The sequence below is a fragment of the Acinetobacter sp. SWBY1 genome, from assembly GCF_002946595.1.
GTDB lineage: Bacteria > Pseudomonadota > Gammaproteobacteria > Pseudomonadales > Moraxellaceae > Acinetobacter > Acinetobacter towneri.
The window spans coordinates 1256841-1275714 of the sequence record NZ_CP026616.1; the positions used below are offsets into that span (position 1 = coordinate 1256841).

The following is an 18874-nucleotide window of genomic DNA, read 5'->3' on the forward strand; positions in this document are numbered from 1 at the left end:
TCAACTTTGAAAAAGGAAACCCGCTTTAGAGCGGGTTTTTATTTAAGCGAAATCCTAGGTTAAAAGCTATTCCTAATTCAAATGAAAGTAAAATCATGAGTGCCATCACTATATTATTTGTCTTCAATAAGTATTCTGTATAGGATAACGTGATTTTTTCAGAGCTAGAACCTGATATCGGGTAGGTTATAAGCTGTGTAGATTCATTATATTTCAACCATTTATGATGAGATGCATTTCTTAATTTACTATCATATTCAAGACTAAAAATGTTAAAGATACTTGTATTCCCCTCAAAACATTTCATCTTTGTTGCCTTATCAATAGTTAAGTATCTTTGATATGTTAATTTTTCACTTTGAAATTCATCATATTTTCTTTGGTTTTCAATATTATTTAAAAAAGCTATCGTGTTTATATTTGAACCTAGAATCTCAAACACTTCACCATATATCATTTTTGTGCGCTTAAAATTAGTTGAAGAAACCTTCGAATTCTTAAATGTTTCAACCTCTAAACGTGCTTGCAAATTCATTTGCTTAAATTCTTGATAATTTGAAAAGAAAGTATCAAAAACCTCCATATAGTCATTAATTTTTTCTTCTAGATTAGGAAGTAAATCATCATTGGCAAACCTATGAAATTCTGACTTATTTTTTTGTAAAATACTTCTAGAAAAATCTCCTAATATATCCATATCCCTAGTTAGCCGTTCACTACCAATAAACATGCCAATGAAACGAAATATTAACTCAGTTAACTCTTGTCCTTGAATAATTTTATCTCTCTGAAGTAAATTTCCTCTAATATTAAATTTGTATGCCTTATATAAATCTTTCCAAATTTCTTCAATGTTTGAAACTCCCATTACCCCCTCTATTTTTTCAGGATTATAATTTTCCCCAAAAGCTTCTTTAAGAATTTCATTCATTTGATATAAAAATGGTGAATATAATTCTTTATTCCTAACCTCATCTGGCACTGTGAAATCTGTACTGAGATTAACTACTAAAGATTTTTCTTCATCGATATCTCCACTTTCAATATAAATTAGATTTTCTAACTCATTAAATGAAATTTTCACCTGTGGTGGATTATCTAATAACAAAACTAATTTAGAATTAGCCTCACAATGTGGGCATGTAAAGTGTAACTCTTGCTTCAATCCATGAGAAATTTGCGTTCTAGTAGTTATAAATCCATCACAAGTTAAACATTGAAAATATATTCTTGAAATCATATTACCTTGATATTTCTATATAATTTTTCATATAAATTACTATATGATATTTCTATATAATTTTCATTACCTCTAGCAAATTAAAACAACATGACCATCAAAAAAGTATCCTCTATCGCTAAACTTGAAGACTTAGGACGCATCAAACTATCCAAGTCCTTTTTTATGCGTGACTTTCTGTATAGCGAAATCGCCAATTGGTACGGTGTACCAAACTTCCCCGACCATCCTGACATTGCCATTCGCACAGGCAAAGAACTCTGCCAACAACTGCTCGAACCACTCCAAGAAAAATTTGGACGAATTGCGATTCGCTCGGCGTATCGCTCACCAAGCGTAAACCAACTTGGTAATGAAAAAGGTCATAACTGCGCGAATAATGAAAAAAACTTTGCGAGTCATATTTGGGACTATCCCGATACAAAAGGTTATGGGGCAACGGCGTGTATTGTCATTCCATCATTTTTAGAGCTATATGAAAAAGATCAAGCCAATTGGCAACAACTCGCCTATTGGATTCATAACCACTTGAACTATAGTTATATGCAGTTTTTCCCAAAACTGTGTGCTTTTAATATTGGTTGGCATGAACAGCCAACACGGGAAATTTATAGTTATATCAAACCCAAAGGCTATTTATTACGTGGGGAAGCGGTGAATCAAGAATTTGAGCAGTTTTATCCTGATCTTATTTAGTTTTCTCTTTTAAATTACCCTCCCCCTTGCGCAGCAGTACTGCTCATCCAAGTGGGAGAAGTAGCTCCCATTACCCATTAAATGCCTAAAAAAATTTAATATTGGATATTGGAAAGGTCTTTAAAACAAACACCAGTGATAAACTGCACTGTGGTGCAAGGGAGAGATAAATATTTAAATTTTAAAATGAAGAGCAGATCAGAAATTATGCGCTCCTCACTTCATGCCTCTCAACATATTCTTAGCCCCTGCGTGATTATAATTTTTGGCTAAATTCTGCAAAATGCGCTTGGCTTGCACTTCTGCGTTTGGAAAACGACTGCGATAACTCGACACACTGGTTAAACAACGTGCCACCAACATGCCAGATTCTGTATAAATACGCGTACCCTCTGCGCCCTGTAACTTGCCATAGTTATAAGCACGTTGCGCATTATTACAGGCATTAATTTGATTACGCCCACTGTTTAAATCACGACGTGCCGCCACATATAAACGTGTCTGTTGCTGTTGTGGTGTCTCAACCACGCGTGGTGGAGCTGTTTTTACTGGCGCAACTACAGGCTCTTTTTTCTCTTCAGGTTTTTCTTTCATTTCAGCAACTTTGGTTGCATTTGTTGTTTTTGGATTACTTTGAGCTGCTTTAGGTGCAGCCTTTGCAGGTGTAGAAACCGCGCGGTAAAAACGTCGTGCTTCATCTTCAGACATTATTTTAGTGACCAAACTCACTACTCGCGCTTCACCACGCTGTTCCAACTGGCGCTCTGCCACAGGTTCAATAGATACAATCCAACTTTCGCCCTGATTACCTACACAGCGGTATGCCCCAATCCCCTGTTTTACATCTCGATAAGTATTGAGTAGTTTTTTAGACCATGCATTTTTGACTAAACTCATTGAGCTTTTATAGGCCAGCGTTAAGCGTCCATTTTGTGACTGACAATAGCTGCCCATATATTTACGTGGAATCATAGATTCAGCAGGCTGATCTTTGCGCTGTGGCCCCCAATAATAGACATATTCTTTAGCGGCACCACTGGGCTGATTTAAGTTTTTTTGAACAATCAGTTCTTGTGCAGATGCAAAATGCTTCACCGAATTTGGGCTATATTGATCGACTGTTGCACAACCAAATAATAGGCTGCCCACCCCCCCCATCAAAAGTATTTTTTTGCAGGTCACGTCTCAATTCTCAATTGTTTTTATATCAATGAAAATATATGAATTAGCGGAAAATAACAAATCTAACACCTTGATTTTATAGTTAAATAATCATCGCTTTATTTGAATCGCGTTTGATATTTTTATAAAACAATCCAATTCATCACAGTTTTTTATGATTTTGAATACTAACACTCATATTATTTTTTATACAACTGTTCAGATCTATTTATATTTAGCAATCATGGCTCTGAACATGTGAACGCGACATCCACAACAAATCATGGATGTCGCCACCACAACTAGTGATCCAAGGTCGATTCAAATGCTTTTAAACGCTTATGAATAGACAAGAGCTCAATAATAGTCGGCCAAGACGCGATGAGGTACTGGAACGACTCACGGACTTTGCCAAATACGTTGGCGATTTGCATCATCAAGCCCAAGGTAATTGCCCCTGCGGCAATGCTTGGGAATAACACAAATAAACCATAAATATTGTCTAATTGCATGTACCAAATGCGTACCAAGTTAAAATAGGCATAGTGGAAATATAAACGGAAATAGTTCAAACGCACTTTGCTAAACAGTTCTTTTAAACTCAGCGGATCAGCACGTTCAGCGTGATCTTCACCATAAACCAATTCTTTACGATAAGCCGCCTCAACTTTTTGGTTATTAAATTCCAGACCTGGTAACTTCGCACCCACCACAATTAACACCACTGTACCAAATACTGCCCAACCCACTGCAGCCCAAACTAAGGCATACGAAATTTCCCCCACTATAGGCAGGGCTTTGACATGCACAGACAAACTAAACAGCACAGGTAAAAATGCCAACAAAGTCATTAGGGCTTCGACTAAATTTACCCCTAAAGTTTCCATGGTTCTGGCAAAGCGCATGGTATCTTCTTGAATACGCTGTGAAGCCCCTTCAATATGTCTGAGTTTTTCCCAATGTGCGGTGTAATAATTATTCATTGCCGTACGCCAACGAAAAACATAGTGACTAACAAAAAATAAATTCAAAACCATTAAGGTCACTGCCACCATGGCGATGTATAAAAAGGTCAGCACACCTGCATAGAGTTCATTGACATCTCCACCGCCACTACTGAGCATTTTTTGAATCAGGTCATAAAATGGGTTGTACCAAGCATTCACCACAACATTGACTTGTACCCCAAACCAAATATTAAACAGGATGAATGCCGATCCCCATACAGACCAGCGCTGCCATGGGTGATTTGCTTTAAGTTTCCAGAAAATGGCAAACAGCGTCGTTGCCACAAAAAACCACAGGTAAAACCATAAAAATGCAGGTGACCAAAAACGGCTGACATCAATGGGTAATGTTGCTTCAGCATAACCTTGCGGAAGGCCAATCAAGCTACCCCATGCGCTACCGCCCGAGTACCATAAAGCCAGATTGATCGCGAACCAAACAAGCAATGAAATAAAAAACCACTTTGGATTTGGAAAAAATGACTTAAACATGCAGACAAAAAGCCTTTATTTTTTAAATTGGAATGTAAAACCCAGTGCCTTCACCACTTAAAAAAGCGTGAATGGATACTTTAACTTTTATACTTTATACGCTGTTTTTTCAGCAATAATTTTATTTTTATACTGAAAACTGTAAATTTCATCAATCGGCTATATTTTACTGCGCTGTTCATTTGCCATTCATCTAAGAAATTACATCAAATTTCAATTTCTTATATTTTTAAAATGTCAAATTATGAAGTATTGGGCAAATTTATTGCGATTTTTTGACCAACAATTCAAGTACAAAATATTTAAACCCGACACAAATTTAAGATTTTGTGTAGATTATTCATCAATTTACTATATAATACAGTTGATTAAAAATAACTCATTTAGGGTGCGGTATGGAATCTCCAACAGAAAACATTGCTATTGAGCTACTTGAACCTATTGTTCTACGTAAAGAAAACTGCGCACCAATTGAATTCGAGCAAGGTACAATTTTAAAAGTTTTATTGGTTAATCCTAACTCCTACTTGGTTACCGTAGACGACGAATTTAACTTTACTGTCTCTTTAGAAGATGAAAATAAGGTGTGGCGTAAACTTTAATTACTGAGTCGCCTCAAACTTTAATGATTGAATGTACGCAAAGCACATTCAATCATTAGATAAAGCTTGATAAATACGCTACTGCTTTCATGGCTTATAAAAACTAAACTTTCATTACACCTATCAATCACAGCATCCTTTTAATTTTTCAGAAGTCCACTTCGGGTATGGCTCTCTGAAAATGTTGCCTAAGATTCAGTTTTCAATCCTCTGTATATCATTGTAGATTTTGCAACAATCTCATCAAAATCACCTTTATATTGGGCAAAATGAGATAAAAATTAGCTTTAAATTTTCATCTTATTTTCTCTATAAAAATCAATAAAATATACCAATTGATCAAACCAAAACAACAACAGCAATGACTTTAAATTCACTTTTACAACTAAGCAAAACCAAAATTAATCAAAAATTATGATAAGATCATGCTTCTTGTAAAATACATTTTTTTATAAAGATGAGTTGCTTAAGCAATTTTTACTGTCTTTAGTGTGTTTTATTTTTTCTATTTTTTTAATTCACATCCTATTTTGACAAGATCTACTTGATCTCTAAATTTAGGATTGTATTTGCTTATTTTTATAATGCGGATATTTAAAATCCTGAATTGTGTCACTCAAAATTGGAGAAGTAATTAAGAACTCAAAAACTAATGGAGATAGCAATGGATCGAATTGCAATTATTGGCGCTGGCCCAAGCGGCATGGCCCAATTAAGAGCGTTTCAGTCAGCAAAGGCCAAAGGTCTACAAGTTCCTGAAATTGTATGTTTCGAAAAACAAAATGATTGGGGTGGACTCTGGAACTATACTTGGCGCACAGGTATAGATGAACATGGCGAACCTGTCCACGGCAGTATGTACCGTTATTTATGGTCAAATGGCCCTAAAGAAGCGCTAGAATTTGCCGATTATACTTTTGATGAACACTTCAAAAAACCAATCGCGTCTTATCCGCCACGCGCAGTGTTGTGGGATTATATTCAAGGTCGTGCAGAAAAAGCACAGGTGAAAGACTTAGTCCGCTTTAATACCGCCGTTCAGCATATTCATTATGATGATGCGACGCAAAAATTTACGGTTGATGTCGAAGATTACGCACAGCAACGTCATTATTCAGAACAGTTTGATTATGTTGTGGTGGCCTCTGGGCACTTTTCTACCCCGCGTGTCCCTGTTTATGAAGGCTTTGATCAATTCCATGGTCGTATTTTACACGCGCATGATTTCCGTGATGCACTGGAATTTAAAGGTAAATCAGTGCTGTTGGTGGGCAGCAGCTACTCTGCCGAAGACATTGGTTCGCAATGTTATAAATACGGCGCCAAACAAATTTACAGTTGCTATCGCAGTAAAGCCATGGGCTTTAAGTGGCCCAAAAACTGGTCTGAAAAACCACAATTACTGCGTGTAGATGAAAATACTGCTTATTTTGGTGATGGAACATCGGCCAAAATTGATGCCATTATTTTATGTACGGGCTATTTACACCACTTCCCGTTTATTGAAGATGGCTTGCGCCTCAGAACGCATAACTGCCTTTATCCACTAGGTTTATATCAAGGTGTGGTTTGGGAAAAGAATCCTCGTTTGTTCTATTTAGGCATGCAAGATCAATGGTACACCTTCAATATGTTCGATGCGCAGGCATGGTTTGTCCGTGATGTGATTTTGGGCAAAATTGCGTTGCCAAGCATAGACGAAATGCAAAGCCATACCCAAACCTTGCATGAAAAAGAACAACGCTTAATGAGCGATGAACAATCTGCACGTTTTCAAGGGGATTACATCAAACGCCTGATTGCGCAGACCGACTATCCATCTTTCAATATTGATGCAGTACACGATATTTTCATGCAATGGAAAAAGCATAAAAAAGAAAATATTATGGGCTTTAGAGATAAAGTTTATCGCTCAGTGATGACAGGAAAAATGGCTAAACCGCATCACACACCATGGCTTTATGCACTAGATGATTCTTTGGAAAGTTATCTAGAAGATGAAGCTCAACGTGAGGCAATGTAAGGCGTAATCTAAAAGATCAAAGTAACGAAAAAACAGCTACAAGCCTCAAAAGTTTTGCTGATGAGGCTTGTGGTTTAAAGATTTATTTCAACTTAGCGTTATTTTAGAAATAGCGCTGATTATAAGTCTGACTTAGCACGTTTTAAGGCTTGTTGCCAACGCGCTAAATGTTCTGCACGCTCTGCTTCATTCATTTGGGGTTCAAATACCCGATCTAACTGCCAAGATGCTGAAATTTCAGATAAGTCAGAAAATACACCCGCCTTTAAACCTGCCATAGCTGCCGCTCCCCAAGCGGTTGATTCCAACATTTTAGGACGTAACACAGGCACATTTAAAATATCGGCTTGGAATTGCATCAACATATCATTTTGACTAGCACCACCATCTACTCGAAGCTCTTTCAGTGGATGATCTAAATCGGATTGCATCGCAGTGAGTACATCCGACACCTGAAATGCAATGGATTCCAAGGCAGCACGGGCAATATGTGCCTTGTTGGTGCCACGTGACATTCCACATAAAAGCGCTCGCGCTTCACTGTCCCAATGTGGCGCACCAAGCCCTGTAAATGCAGGAACTAGCACTACACCATCGCTAGAAGTTACACTATTGGCAAGTTGTTCCACATCGCTGCTTTTTTGGATAATACCCAAACCATCGCGCAGCCATTGCACTACAGCACCTGCCATAAAAACACTGCCTTCAAGGGCAAAATGGGTTTGATTTTGACATTGCCACGCCAAAGTAGTGAGTAACTTATTTTGGCTAAATTGCACCTGATTGCCTGTATTAAACAACATAAAACAGCCTGTGCCGTAGGTATTTTTTGCTGTACCAACTTCAAAGCACGATTGCCCAAACAACGCCGCCTGCTGATCGCCTAAAATACCTGTAATTGGGATATTCGCCCCCAATAAACCCGTTGCGGTATCTGCAATATAGCTGTCGGATGCAATAATTTTAGGTAAAACTGATGCGGGAATTTGAAATAATTCCAGCAATTCTTCATCCCAAGTTTGGTGATGTAAATTCATCAACATCGTTCTTGAAGCATTACTTGCTTCAATGACATGCTCTGCGCCTTGGGTCAAATTCCAGATTAACCAACTGTCGATGGTGCCAAAAGCCACGTGCCCCTGTTGTGCCAATGCTTTTAACCCATCGACATGCTCAAGCAACCACACCAGTTTGCCTGCACTAAAATACGGATCGATACGCAGACCTGTTTTTTCCTGAATCAATTGCATCTGATTATTTTGAATCAAGTGATGACACCAATCAGCCGCACGACGATCTTGCCAAATTATTGCAGGCGCTAATGGTTTGCCTGTGCGTTTATCCCACACCACTGTGGTTTCACGTTGATTGGTCACACCAATTGCGCGAATGTCTTTAGCCAAAATACCTGCAGTCGCCAAGGCTTGTTGCACCACCGCAATTTGATTTGACCAGATTTCTTGGGCATCTTGTTCCACCCAACCTGAATGTGGGGTCTGAATATGGGTTTCTCGTTGTGCCGTTGCCTGAACTTGTCCGTGTTCATTGAAGATGATGGCGCGACTAGAAGTTGTGCCTTGATCGAGTGCCAGTAAATAACTCATATTTTTTATTGTGTTTGACTTGAAAAATAAAATATTAGCGCAATTATGTAACTAAGCGCATCGAAATGTGTAATTGTGCAGAAAATACATCGTAATTTTTGCCAGCTATGCTATGATTGCGCTGTGATATGGGGGTGTTATTGGCTTCGACGCTGATGATGAAGCTCATAGATGCATGCCGAGAGCGCATTTTCTCTCGTAAATCAAATTTGCATTAAAATAGTCGCAAACGACGAATCTTACGCTCTAGCTGCCTAAGGGCCGCTTGTCCGCTTCACTGAATACTTGTGGTCAGTGAACCCGACTGAAGCGCACGCACACAAGTCCGTATAGAGTTGAGCCTCGGGACTTTATACCAAACTTAGAGGATCGCACTTTAAACCCTGTTCGTCGGGTCTTAGAGTGTTAAAACAATAGACGATATCTAAGCATGTAGTATTCTCGAGTGTAGTGTTGGCGGACGCGGGTTCAACTCCCGCCACCTCCACCAAATTCTTAAATTCATATGAAGTTACATAACTAAATATGACTAAAAAAGCCTTAAACATCAGTGTTTAAGGCTTTTTCTATGGGTTTTGCGTCCAATGCTATCCAGAACAAATTGACCCAAATTTGAATAAATTGGGTCAAAATTGCGTCAATTTGACCCACAACTTTTAGATCTATAATGACCTGAAGCGAAGTACATCTCTCAAACAACCCTTGTCATAAATTTGTAATGTTTGTTGCTTATAAATTCTTAGAAATTTCAACTTTATATTTTAAGGTTCAGGAATGTCAGCAAACATCAGCTTAAAGTATCTAAATTCATTGATCAGTGATGCTCAGACTAAAGGCAATAAAATCGATAAGATTTTATTGGGCTATAAAGCCTATTATTTCTTCATGTCGGATAGTGAGTTCCATAAGGAAGTGACTAGCTCTGCACTCTCGCCAAGTAAACGCAAATATAAAGACCATAAAATTAAAGTCACTCAAGACGACTATCAAGTTGAGTTAAAACTTCACGAAAAATGATCAGGATAGCTTTCTATTAAGCGATCTAGGTTCAAATTCACTTTTAGTGGTTTAAGCCTTTTTATTGGACGGTTTATTCATCTCCAAACATTTTTCGCTTTCATCCCCCAAACCGAATAACTCTCCCGCACAATAACAAAATAGATTATATTCTCCTTAATTGATAAAAAATTATGCGGAGTACACATGCAGGTATTTCCCTTAGGCAAGCGAACGATTTCCGTGATTGTGGTCATTGTAGCTTTGGTTTTATTGTTAATTTACGTAGTCTTACGCACAGGCCCATTTGCCCCTGTCAACGTCACCCTCACGCAAGCCAAATATCAATCCATTCAACCTAGCCTGTTTGGCATAGCTACCGTTGAAGCGCGTTATAACTATAAAATTGGCCCAACTGCAGCAGGTCGCTTAAAAAACTTAAAAGTAGATATTGGCGATAACGTACAAGCAGGACAACTGTTAGGCGAAATGGATCCTGTCGATTTGGAAGATCGTTTATTGGCTCAACGTGCGATAATCCAAAAAATTACCGCTCAGCAACAAGACACTCAAATCCGTCAAAATTTTGCGCAGCAACAAGTCAAGCGTTATCAACAACTGGCCAAAATCAATGCCACCAGCCAAGAATCTTTAGCCATTAAACAACAAGAGCTCGATTTGGCAACGGCGGCACTCAGCGCGATGCAACAAGAACTCAATAAAGCACGCGCAGACTTAAACACCTTACAAGCACAGCGCGATAATTTAAATTTAGTGGCCACAGCCGCAGGTGTCGTCACTGCACGTTATGCAGAACCGGGTTCAACAGTCGTGGCAGGTCAAACAGTACTAGAAATTGTCGATCCTAACTCCATTTGGATGAATGCCCGTTTCGATCAATCCAGTGCGATTGGTTTAGCTGCAGGTTTACCTGCTCAAATTCATTTACGTTCACGGCAAAATAATGCTTTGGCAGGTCATGTGTTATGGGTAGAACCCCGTGCCGATGCCATTACCGAAGAAATTTTAGCTAAAGTGGTTTTTAATCAACCTCCAACGCCTCTTCCGCCTTTGGGTGAGTTAGCAGAAGTCACCATCAGCCTCGCACCATTGGCACGCAGTTTAACCATTCCCAATGCGGCAGTTCACCGTATCGATAACCAAGTGGGGGTGTGGAAAGTTGCAGCAGAAAAACCACAATTTGTTGAAGTTCAATTGGGACGTTCAAATTTAGCGGGCGATGTGCAAGTGCTCGCAGGCTTATCTGAAAATGATCAAGTGGTACTGTATAGCGAAAAACCACTGCATGCCAAAAACCGTTTACGGGTTGTGAAGCAACTTGCAGGAGCAGCTAAATGATTAATCTAGCAGGTCGTGATATTTTCCATTCATGGGGTAAATTTGTATTTACTGGCTTTGGACTCGGCTTGCTGATTGGTGTGACCTTAATTATGGCTGGTGTGTATCGCGGCATGGTAGATGATGCCAAAGCCCTGCTGAATAACAGTGGTGCTGACCTATGGGTTGTACAGCAAGATACGCTTGGTCCTTATGCAGAACCTTCAAGTGTACGTGATGATTTATATCGTAGTGTGATGAATATGCCTGGGGTGGCGCATGCTTCAAATATTACTTATTTGACCATGCAAGTGCATCATCAAGACAAAGATATTCGCTCGATGGTGGTCGGGATTCAAACAGGTGAACATGCGTGGAATAACTTGGGGTGGCCACCACACTTGTTGGCAGGACGTCAATTGACTCGTGGACACTATGAAGCTGTAGCCGACATTAGTACGGGATTAAAGTTGGGTGATCGTATTAAAATCCGTCGTAACACCTTTACCGTGGTGGGTTTAACCCGACGTATGGTGTCTTCGGGTGGTGATCCGATGATTTTTATTCCGCTGAAAGATGCACAACAAGCGCAATTCCAAAAGGACAATGCTGCCATTTTACAAGACCGTAGACGAACTGCAGAAAACCCGATTTATAATCGCCCTGCTTATCCTGACTTGCTTGAAAGCGTACTCAATGCACAAAGCAGCAACCGTTATGTAAACGCCATTTTAGTCCGTTTAAATGCAGGCGCTTCGGCTGAAGAAACAGCTGCCCATATTCAGCGTTGGCAACAACTGACAGTCTATACCCGCCTGCAGATGGAATACATTTTAATCAGCAAAATGATTGCCACATCTGCCAAACAAATTGCCATGTTTTTAGTGATTTTGGCCTTGGTCAGCGCCGCGATTGTGGCATTTATTATTTATACCCTGACTATGGACAAAATTCGTGAAATTGCGGTCTTAAAATTAATCGGCACACGCAATCGCACAATCGCTTGGATGATCTTGCAACAAGCACTCGCGCTGGGATTAATTGGATTTGCTGTCGGTAAAATCAGTTCAACTTTTGCAGCACCATATTTCCCCAAATATGTCTTATTGGTTCCACAAGATTCGATTTTCGGATTTTTTGCGGTGATGCTGATTTGCATGTTAGCCAGTTTGGTTGCAATTCGGATGGCACTGCGTATTGACCCTGCCGAAGCAATTGGGGGATAACATGACACACGGCATTTTAATTGAAGGTTTAAAAAAGCGTTTTGGACAAGGTGACAATGCCTTTTATGCCTTAAAAGATGTCAATATGCAGGTTGCACCCGGTGAAGTGGTTGGGCTGATTGGCCCCTCAGGTTCGGGTAAAAGCACCTTGCTCAAATGTTTAGGTGCCGTGATTGATCCTACCGAAGGACGCATGACTTTGGGCGATGAGGTGATTTTTGATCAACGTTGGTTAGTCAAAGACTTAAGTGCCTTACGCCGCGATAAAATTGGTTTTATGTTCCAAACCCCGTACTTAATTCCTTTTTTAAATGTTTTGGATAATGTAGCGCTGCTGCCGATGTTAGCAGGCGTAGCCAATGACATTGCCCGCGCCCGCGCATTGGAAATTTTAACGGCGCTCGATGTGCAGCATCGGGTACATGCCATGCCTGGGCAATTGTCTGGTGGTGAACAACAGCGTGTCGCCATTGCACGTGGTTTGATTAATCAACCGCCTGTGATTTTAGCCGATGAACCCACTGCACCATTGGATAGTGTACGCGCGATGACCGTGATTCGCTTATTACACGAAATGGCAGAAAAATTTCAAACTGCAATTATTGTAGTCACACATGACGGTAAAATCATCCCTACCTTTAAACGCTTGTACCACATTCGAGATGGTGTGACTTATGAAGAACAAGGCGAAGGACGTCCTTTTAAGTAGGCTCTAAAGTTTTCAGCGCTGGAAACTGATGTTTTAGCTCAATATCAAAAGCAATAAAATATCTGCATTTCAAGTTACATGCGACACAATGCTAAAAAACGGTTGATGTGGTATTCTGATAGCATCAGAAATGCAAAAATATAATACTTACTAGCTTCATACTGTTCTTGGAATTTAATCAAAATACGCATATATTGATTAAATAGAGCAATTTATTCTTAATCCAAGAATTGACGCGCTAACCATGAAACTTAATCACCTAGAGGTTTTAGATATGTCAACTAGAAACCGAACCAATGAAAGTGAAATCGCTACAGCTGCAGCTGACGTTTTGCGTGAACGCTTCATTGCAGTAGCTCACAGTGATCGAGTACTTTATGTGGAAAATGATGCCTTAGTCAGCAAAACCCCGAATGGCAAACCAGTTTTAATCAAACAGTTATCTGGTCGGAACCCTGATCTAGCCCGCCAGTTTAATGGTCGCAGAACCTTTAAAATTAGAAAACGTAACATAGAGGCTACTGCAGAATAATTTATGTTGCCAAAAACACCTCGAATCAGAATGTTTGCGGGTCCAAATGGATCGGGCAAAAGTACGATGATTAATGGTTTAGATAGCCGTTTATCTAAATTGTTTTTGAATGCTGACAACCTTGAGCGCGATCTTAAAGCCACACCCATTCTTGATCTAAGTCAATTTGATATACGCATTAATGCAAACATATTGGTTGATTATCTTACTCAAGCAAGTCGACCACTAAAAAATGCAGATGGTACTCTAAGCAAAAGTCCTCTCCTCTCAGTAGATCCTGTGATTGATGGAAGCTTAATCGACTTAAGCGGGAACACGATTGATTCCTACCTCGCAGCCCGAATTCTTGATGTCATCCGTAAAGAGTTACTTACGCTTAAGGTTGGATTTACATTTGAAACCGTAATGTCTCATGAGAGTAAAATCGAGTTTTTGCGAGATGCTAAAACGCAAGGCTATCGTACCTATTTATACTTTGTGACGACTGAGGACCCTGATATTAATGTGGACCGAGTTAAACAACGTGTGAAAAATGGTGGTCATCCAGTCGAAGAAATTAAAATCCGTGAACGCTATTTCCGCACTATGCACATGTTGATTGATGCGATTGAAGTATCTGACCGAGCGTATTTATTTGATAACTCAAGTAATGCGACCAAGAATATGGCTTCTTATATCTGTGAAGTGACTAACGGAGATACATTGATCATTAATCCAGATTTTAAAGGAGAGTTTCCGATCTGGTTTGAAAAATATGTACTTGTTCATTTGGTTGATGAAGAATAAAAAAACCGCGCTTGAATCATTCAAACGCGGTTTTTTAAATATTCACAGGTCAGTAAACTGAACCCATCGGCATCTTATTCAGCCAACATTTTACTCAGTATTCATAGCCATTGTTGATAGACCATTGCTGCAATTTGCCATAATAGATTTCATCACTGAACAGCAGGTCTGCTTTAGAGGCAGCATTACTTTCTTCGGTTGGGCAGAAACCATCATCACAATCGGCATCGACAACCCAGCAACCACGCACAAATAATACTTTATTGCCTTCTTGCTCCAGTTGTTTCTGAACGCGATCAATCGCTTCATGTAAGTCATCTGCGCCTAAATATGCGGTCAAATACGCATAAGAGCCTGTTTCATCGGATGCTTTACGGAACTCGACACCCACACAAAATAAATGTTTTTTCATTCTTGGCTCCTTGTCATCTTATACAACTAAGCTAATCTTTAATTTGGTCTAGGTCTAGTGCTTTTTCTTACACTTAACAATACGTTACCTATTCACAATACTGCAGTTCAAAGTAAAAACATAGTATCCAAATATTAGACTTAAGCCATAATCGCTGTATAAATGAGGTAGAACGCAACACCAATGACTGTTGTAGCAAATACCTTTTGTACAGTATTGCTATTCATGCGATGTACCAAAGTACGTCCAAGTAACATCCCGACAATACACGCCAGAACAAAGGTGATGGTGACTGCCATTGGGTACTGAAAGCCATCTAAAACGTGTGCTGAAATACTCACGCCACCAATCAGGAAAATAATCATCAAAGAGGTTGCGACGATACTGCGCATATCCAAATCGGTAAATTTACGCAATAACGGCACAATAATAAAACCACCGCCCACACCCAACAAACCCGTCAATAAGCCTGCAATTACACCCACACCACCAAGCAAAGACGCCGTTTTAACATTCCAAATTAAGCGTCCTGTGTTTTGGTTTACCTTACACGGTGGATTAGTTTGGTCGTTGACCTTATTAAAGAAAATACGATACGCCACAATAAACATGACCAGACTGAACGCCAGTGTTAACCACATGGGCGGCACAATACCTGCCAAATGCACCCCATAACGCGCAGATGGAATACTGATTAGGGCAATCCACAATGCAGCACGATAACGTACAATACGTTTGAACAATCCTTCAACTGTGCCAACCAAAGCCGCCAAAGTGACTGCCAATAAACCGACAGGTGCAGCCTGCGCCACAGTCCAGCCCTGACTTGCCATAAGTGCAGGAACGGCAAGAATACCGCCCCCTGCCCCAGTTAAACCCAGCAAAGTACCAATCGCCAAGCCTTCTAGGATTAACATCCACATGCGTATTTCCCCCTATTCCATCACTATGTTGTGCTGTGCAAACATCACTTGCCACAAACTTTGTTGGCAGGCAAAGCCACATCAATATGTTTTGGATAAGGCAGGTTTAAATTCTGCATGAGGGTAATAAATTCCGCTTTGGTACGTCCTTGTCCTAAACGCGAGTTATTGCGTTTTTCCTGCCCAACGGTAGAAGATAAACGCCCTTTATAGTCATGCCCTGGATACACCAAAGTGTCATCAGGCAAGCTAAAAATTTGTAGATGAATGCTGTCATATAAACTCGCTGGGTTGCCTTCCTGAAAGTCAGTACGACCACAACCATCAATTAACAACGCATCACCAGTGAATACCATGCCATTGACCACATAGCTGGTACAGGCGTTGGTATGACCCGGGGTATAACGTGCTTCAATCAATAATTCACCCACACGAATGGCGCTGCCATCGGTAATGAAAATATCGCCACACACCACACCTGAATTACGATGTAATACAGTTTTACAACCAAAACGTGTTCTGAGTTCGTTGGCAGCAGTAATATGGTCAGCGTGTACGTGCGTATCTAAGCTATACACCAATTGCAAATCATGCTGTTCTAGAAAAGCAGCATATTGCTCAACCTCTGAAATTACAGGGTCAATCAGCACCGCTTCACGGGTTTGTTCAGATGCCAATAAGTAAGTATAGGTCGAGCTGTCAGCTTCAAAAAATTGATGAAAGATCATGAGATATACACCAAGTTTTATATTTTGTTATTCTTAATTTTGCAAATATAATGCCAACTTAATCTCTTTTAAATATATTAATAAAATACAATATATTAAGAAATATTATTTAATTTAGGTCATATTCCATGTTTCACATCTGTTGCATTTTATGTTTCAATTGAATCAATAATGAAACAAAAGATGAAACATCATGAATGCGATACATGACTTTGAACAACAAGCCAGTCTTGAAAGCTTTTTGTTTCATTTACAACAACTTTGTCCAGACAGTTTGCTCTATGTTTATGACGACATTGCTCAAACATGGATTTATGAATATGCACAAGATGCTTCTGTTTCTGCAGCTACGGGTAAAACATTAAAAAATCAATTATTGAAATTAAAACTACAATCACAATCAGCATCACAACCACAGACAGGTCTGCTGCAACTCCCGAATAGTGCTAAGGCATGGCACTACCACAGCTTAAATATTCGTGTCCATACAGCCGATTTCACAGGATGTTTATTCTTTCTGCAGCCTAGCGTTGCAACAGTGTCATCACAAACACTCACCCCATCTGCCCAAGCACAAAATAGTTTGGCGGAGTTTTTCCATAGTGATTCGCCACAAATGCAGCATATGTATTCCATTATTGAACGGGTAGCGATTACTGAGTTTCCTGTTTTGGTGCGTGGTGAATCTGGTAGTGGTAAAGAGTTGGTGGCGCAAGCAGTACATGCACGCAGCCAACGGCATGCACAAGTCTTTATTGCGATTAACTGCGCGGCTTTAAATGCCAATATTTTAGAAAGTGAATTGTTTGGGCATGTGAAAGGTGCATTTACAGGGGCAATTCGTGAGCATAAAGGTGTGTTTGAACGTGCTGCAGGTGGTACTTTATTTTTAGATGAAATTGCAGAAATTCCACTGGAACTGCAAGCCAAATTATTGCGAGTATTAGAAACGGGCGAATTCACCCCTTTGGGCGGTGAAAAAGCGATTAAATCGAATGTCAGAATTATTACCGCAACCCATCGCGCTTTACGTGAAGAAGCGCGTTTAGGCAGATTTCGCCAAGATTTACTTTATCGTTTACGGGTGATTCCAATTTTTGTGCCACCACTACGTGAACGTAAACAAGATATCCCTAAAATTGCAGCATTTATTTTGCAACAACAAGCCCAGTTTCAGGTCACGCCACATTTGACCGAGCAAGTACTGAAGGTATTAATCAATTACGACTGGCCGGGCAACGTGCGTGAATTAAAAAATACCTTGCTGTATGCATTGACCATGTCAGCAGGTAAAACGGAAATTGATCAACACGATTTACCCGATGAAATTGTGCATGCTAGTTTGAAACTCGCCACAGCTCCCCCAACGCCACAACCTATTGAGCTGCTCATCAAAACCAACAATAAAGTAGATAAAGACACACTGCAGGATTTACTGGAAAAATATCAGGGGCAAACTCAATTGGTGGCACAAGCCTTGGGCATTAGCCGAACCACCTTATGGCGATATCGAAAAAAATATCATTTATAAGGCGGAAACTTAAAAATCAGGAATCAGTCGCTTTGCTTTGATCTGCATATTCATAAATGGTGTCTAAATCTTTTTGAATGGCAGCCGCGACTCGGCTAGGCATCAACTGATTCAGTTTGACAAAGACTTTTTCAGGATACCCGACCTGATAGGATTGACGGTCTGTTTGTAAAAATTGATACAGCTCTTGTGCCACAAATTCAGGTGCATCCACTTTTGTACCCATTTTGATATTCATTTCTATCACATCGGGATTATTCATACTGGTATTGGTCGCGCGTGGGGAGAAATATCTAAAACGAATGGCAGTCTGACAATACTCTCGCGCCAACGCTTCAGTTGCACCACGCAAGGCAAACTTACTGGCGCAATAACTCACATAGCCAGGGTAGCCGATGCTGCCAAAAGTCGAGCCAATATTGATGATCTGACTCGGCTGACTGTCCGACATATATGGAATCACATCCTGAATCAGTTGCAGCGGATAAGCCACATTAACCAGCATCATTTGCTCAATGGTGTCCTGTGATTGCTGCGCAAACAGACGAAAATCATTCATACCTGCATTGTTAATATAGTAATGAATCGGCTGTTTTAATGCGGCAAGTGCCTGAATAAAATCATGACGACTGCTGGCATCAATTAAATCACAACGCAGACTGTGTAATTGCAACTGAGGATACTGCTGCGCCAGACTTTGCTCTAGTTGTTGCAAGGTGTCTTGCTTACGCCCAACCAAAATTAAGTTTAAGCCTTTTTCAGCAAAATGATGCGCAATCGCATGACCAATCCCGCCTGTTGCCCCGAAAATCACCGCAGTTAAATTTGACATAAAAGATACTCTCAATTTTAAGATATTCGATACAAC

At 39.9% G+C, this 18874-nt stretch carries 18 protein-coding genes and 1 other RNA gene; 11 read left to right on the top strand and 8 right to left on the bottom strand.

The window, feature by feature from the left end; all coding sequences use genetic code 11:
- Positions 1 to 25 precede the first annotated feature (25 nt).
- Positions 26 to 1240 (bottom strand): hypothetical protein, encoded by a 1215-nt coding sequence (locus tag C3Y93_RS06030; protein ID WP_104852380.1) that lies wholly within the window; start codon positions 1238 to 1240, stop codon positions 26 to 28.
- A gap of 90 nt (positions 1241 to 1330) precedes the next feature.
- On the opposite strand from C3Y93_RS06030, the gene C3Y93_RS06035 reads away from it, so the two are divergent.
- Entirely contained in the window at positions 1331 to 1936 is a 606-nt protein-coding gene (locus tag C3Y93_RS06035) for a hypothetical protein (protein WP_104852381.1), read from the top strand.
- 216 nt (positions 1937 to 2152) lie between these two features.
- Here the strand turns inward: C3Y93_RS06035 and C3Y93_RS06040 are convergent, their stop codons facing one another.
- Complete coding sequence (locus C3Y93_RS06040) at positions 2153 to 3094, bottom strand: hypothetical protein (RefSeq protein WP_104852382.1); 942 nt, start codon at positions 3092 to 3094, stop codon at positions 2153 to 2155.
- Between the two features lie 305 nt (positions 3095 to 3399).
- Positions 3400 to 4596 carry a peptide antibiotic transporter SbmA gene (sbmA, locus tag C3Y93_RS06045; RefSeq protein WP_104852383.1) on the bottom strand — a complete coding sequence of 399 codons (1197 nt, stop codon included), beginning with the start codon at positions 4594 to 4596 and terminating at the stop codon, positions 3400 to 3402.
- 395 nt (positions 4597 to 4991) lie between these two features.
- On the opposite strand from sbmA, the gene C3Y93_RS06050 reads away from it, so the two are divergent.
- Positions 4992 to 5198 carry a hypothetical protein gene (locus C3Y93_RS06050; protein ID WP_004975391.1) on the top strand — a complete coding sequence of 69 codons (207 nt, stop codon included), beginning with the start codon at positions 4992 to 4994 and terminating at the stop codon, positions 5196 to 5198.
- Positions 5199 to 5862: 664 nt separating this feature from the next.
- Complete coding sequence (locus C3Y93_RS06055) at positions 5863 to 7221, top strand: NAD(P)-binding domain-containing protein (RefSeq protein WP_104852384.1); 1359 nt, start codon at positions 5863 to 5865, stop codon at positions 7219 to 7221.
- A gap of 119 nt (positions 7222 to 7340) precedes the next feature.
- On the opposite strand, the gene glpK is transcribed toward C3Y93_RS06055, so the two are convergent.
- The gene (gene glpK, locus C3Y93_RS06060; protein ID WP_104852385.1) at positions 7341 to 8825 is read right to left on the bottom strand and encodes a glycerol kinase GlpK; all 1485 of its coding nucleotides are present in this window, start codon (positions 8823 to 8825) and stop codon (positions 7341 to 7343) included.
- Between the two features lie 130 nt (positions 8826 to 8955).
- Between glpK and ssrA the strand changes: the two genes are divergently transcribed.
- From ssrA to C3Y93_RS06095, 7 genes are all read left to right on the top strand, one after another.
- Positions 8956 to 9315: a transfer-messenger RNA gene (gene ssrA / locus C3Y93_RS06065) on the top strand.
- A gap of 284 nt (positions 9316 to 9599) precedes the next feature.
- Entirely contained in the window at positions 9600 to 9842 is a 243-nt protein-coding gene (locus C3Y93_RS06070) for a hypothetical protein (RefSeq protein ID WP_104852386.1), read from the top strand.
- 186 nt (positions 9843 to 10028) lie between these two features.
- Positions 10029 to 11180 carry an efflux RND transporter periplasmic adaptor subunit gene (locus C3Y93_RS06075; protein WP_019383618.1) on the top strand — a complete coding sequence of 384 codons (1152 nt, stop codon included), beginning with the start codon at positions 10029 to 10031 and terminating at the stop codon, positions 11178 to 11180.
- The gene (locus C3Y93_RS06080) at positions 11177 to 12385 is read left to right on the top strand and encodes an ABC transporter permease (protein ID WP_104852387.1); all 1209 of its coding nucleotides are present in this window, start codon (positions 11177 to 11179) and stop codon (positions 12383 to 12385) included. The genes C3Y93_RS06075 and C3Y93_RS06080 overlap by 4 nt, the downstream gene beginning before the upstream one ends.
- Position 12386: 1 nt before the next feature.
- Complete coding sequence (locus C3Y93_RS06085; protein ID WP_104852388.1) at positions 12387 to 13094, top strand: ABC transporter ATP-binding protein; 708 nt, start codon at positions 12387 to 12389, stop codon at positions 13092 to 13094.
- Positions 13095 to 13368: 274 nt separating this feature from the next.
- Positions 13369 to 13626 carry a hypothetical protein gene (locus C3Y93_RS06090; protein WP_004975373.1) on the top strand — a complete coding sequence of 86 codons (258 nt, stop codon included), beginning with the start codon at positions 13369 to 13371 and terminating at the stop codon, positions 13624 to 13626.
- A gap of 3 nt (positions 13627 to 13629) precedes the next feature.
- Entirely contained in the window at positions 13630 to 14412 is a 783-nt protein-coding gene (locus C3Y93_RS06095; protein WP_225543583.1) for a hypothetical protein, read from the top strand.
- A gap of 94 nt (positions 14413 to 14506) precedes the next feature.
- On the opposite strand, the gene C3Y93_RS06100 is transcribed toward C3Y93_RS06095, so the two are convergent.
- The 3 genes from C3Y93_RS06100 to C3Y93_RS06110 form a co-directional block, all read right to left on the bottom strand.
- Complete coding sequence (locus C3Y93_RS06100; protein WP_104852389.1) at positions 14507 to 14824, bottom strand: hypothetical protein; 318 nt, start codon at positions 14822 to 14824, stop codon at positions 14507 to 14509.
- A 140-nt stretch (positions 14825 to 14964) separates the two neighbouring features.
- Positions 14965 to 15747, bottom strand: a complete 783-nt coding sequence (locus tag C3Y93_RS06105; RefSeq protein ID WP_104852390.1) for a sulfite exporter TauE/SafE family protein — start codon at positions 15745 to 15747, stop codon at positions 14965 to 14967.
- 44 nt (positions 15748 to 15791) lie between these two features.
- Positions 15792 to 16475, bottom strand: coding sequence for an MBL fold metallo-hydrolase (locus C3Y93_RS06110; RefSeq protein WP_104852391.1), 684 nt, complete (start codon positions 16473 to 16475; stop codon positions 15792 to 15794).
- 193 nt (positions 16476 to 16668) lie between these two features.
- On the opposite strand from C3Y93_RS06110, the gene C3Y93_RS06115 reads away from it, so the two are divergent.
- Positions 16669 to 18006, top strand: coding sequence for a sigma-54 interaction domain-containing protein (locus C3Y93_RS06115; RefSeq protein WP_104852392.1), 1338 nt, complete (start codon positions 16669 to 16671; stop codon positions 18004 to 18006).
- Positions 18007 to 18022: 16 nt separating this feature from the next.
- Here the strand turns inward: C3Y93_RS06115 and C3Y93_RS06120 are convergent, their stop codons facing one another.
- A complete protein-coding gene (locus tag C3Y93_RS06120; RefSeq protein WP_104852393.1) occupies positions 18023 to 18838 on the bottom strand; it encodes an SDR family oxidoreductase in 816 nt (271 codons plus the stop codon).
- Between the last annotated feature and the right edge of the window lie 36 nt (positions 18839 to 18874).

Bases quoted from the DNA above. Each gene is read 5' to 3' on its own strand.
- C3Y93_RS06100 (WP_104852389.1), bottom strand. From the start codon at position 14,824: ATGAAAAAACATTTATTTTGTGTGGGTGTCGAGTTCCGTAAAGCATCC.
- sbmA (WP_104852383.1), bottom strand. From the start codon at position 4,596: ATGTTTAAGTCATTTTTTCCAAATCCAAAGTGGTTTTTTATTTCATTG.
- C3Y93_RS06105 (WP_104852390.1), bottom strand. From the start codon at position 15,747: ATGTGGATGTTAATCCTAGAAGGCTTGGCGATTGGTACTTTGCTGGGT.
- C3Y93_RS06070 (WP_104852386.1), top strand. From the start codon at position 9,600: ATGTCAGCAAACATCAGCTTAAAGTATCTAAATTCATTGATCAGTGAT.
- C3Y93_RS06095 (WP_225543583.1), top strand. From the start codon at position 13,630: ATGTTGCCAAAAACACCTCGAATCAGAATGTTTGCGGGTCCAAATGGA.
- C3Y93_RS06110 (WP_104852391.1), bottom strand. From the start codon at position 16,475: ATGATCTTTCATCAATTTTTTGAAGCTGACAGCTCGACCTATACTTAC.
- C3Y93_RS06075 (WP_019383618.1), top strand. From the start codon at position 10,029: ATGCAGGTATTTCCCTTAGGCAAGCGAACGATTTCCGTGATTGTGGTC.
- glpK (WP_104852385.1), bottom strand. From the start codon at position 8,825: ATGAGTTATTTACTGGCACTCGATCAAGGCACAACTTCTAGTCGCGCC.
- C3Y93_RS06085 (WP_104852388.1), top strand. From the start codon at position 12,387: ATGACACACGGCATTTTAATTGAAGGTTTAAAAAAGCGTTTTGGACAA.
- C3Y93_RS06080 (WP_104852387.1), top strand. From the start codon at position 11,177: ATGATTAATCTAGCAGGTCGTGATATTTTCCATTCATGGGGTAAATTT.
- C3Y93_RS06050 (WP_004975391.1), top strand. From the start codon at position 4,992: ATGGAATCTCCAACAGAAAACATTGCTATTGAGCTACTTGAACCTATT.
- C3Y93_RS06030 (WP_104852380.1), bottom strand. From the start codon at position 1,240: ATGATTTCAAGAATATATTTTCAATGTTTAACTTGTGATGGATTTATA.
- C3Y93_RS06115 (WP_104852392.1), top strand. From the start codon at position 16,669: ATGAATGCGATACATGACTTTGAACAACAAGCCAGTCTTGAAAGCTTT.
- C3Y93_RS06040 (WP_104852382.1), bottom strand. From the start codon at position 3,094: ATGGGGGGGGTGGGCAGCCTATTATTTGGTTGTGCAACAGTCGATCAA.
- C3Y93_RS06035 (WP_104852381.1), top strand. From the start codon at position 1,331: ATGACCATCAAAAAAGTATCCTCTATCGCTAAACTTGAAGACTTAGGA.
- C3Y93_RS06055 (WP_104852384.1), top strand. From the start codon at position 5,863: ATGGATCGAATTGCAATTATTGGCGCTGGCCCAAGCGGCATGGCCCAA.
- C3Y93_RS06120 (WP_104852393.1), bottom strand. From the start codon at position 18,838: ATGTCAAATTTAACTGCGGTGATTTTCGGGGCAACAGGCGGGATTGGT.
- C3Y93_RS06090 (WP_004975373.1), top strand. From the start codon at position 13,369: ATGTCAACTAGAAACCGAACCAATGAAAGTGAAATCGCTACAGCTGCA.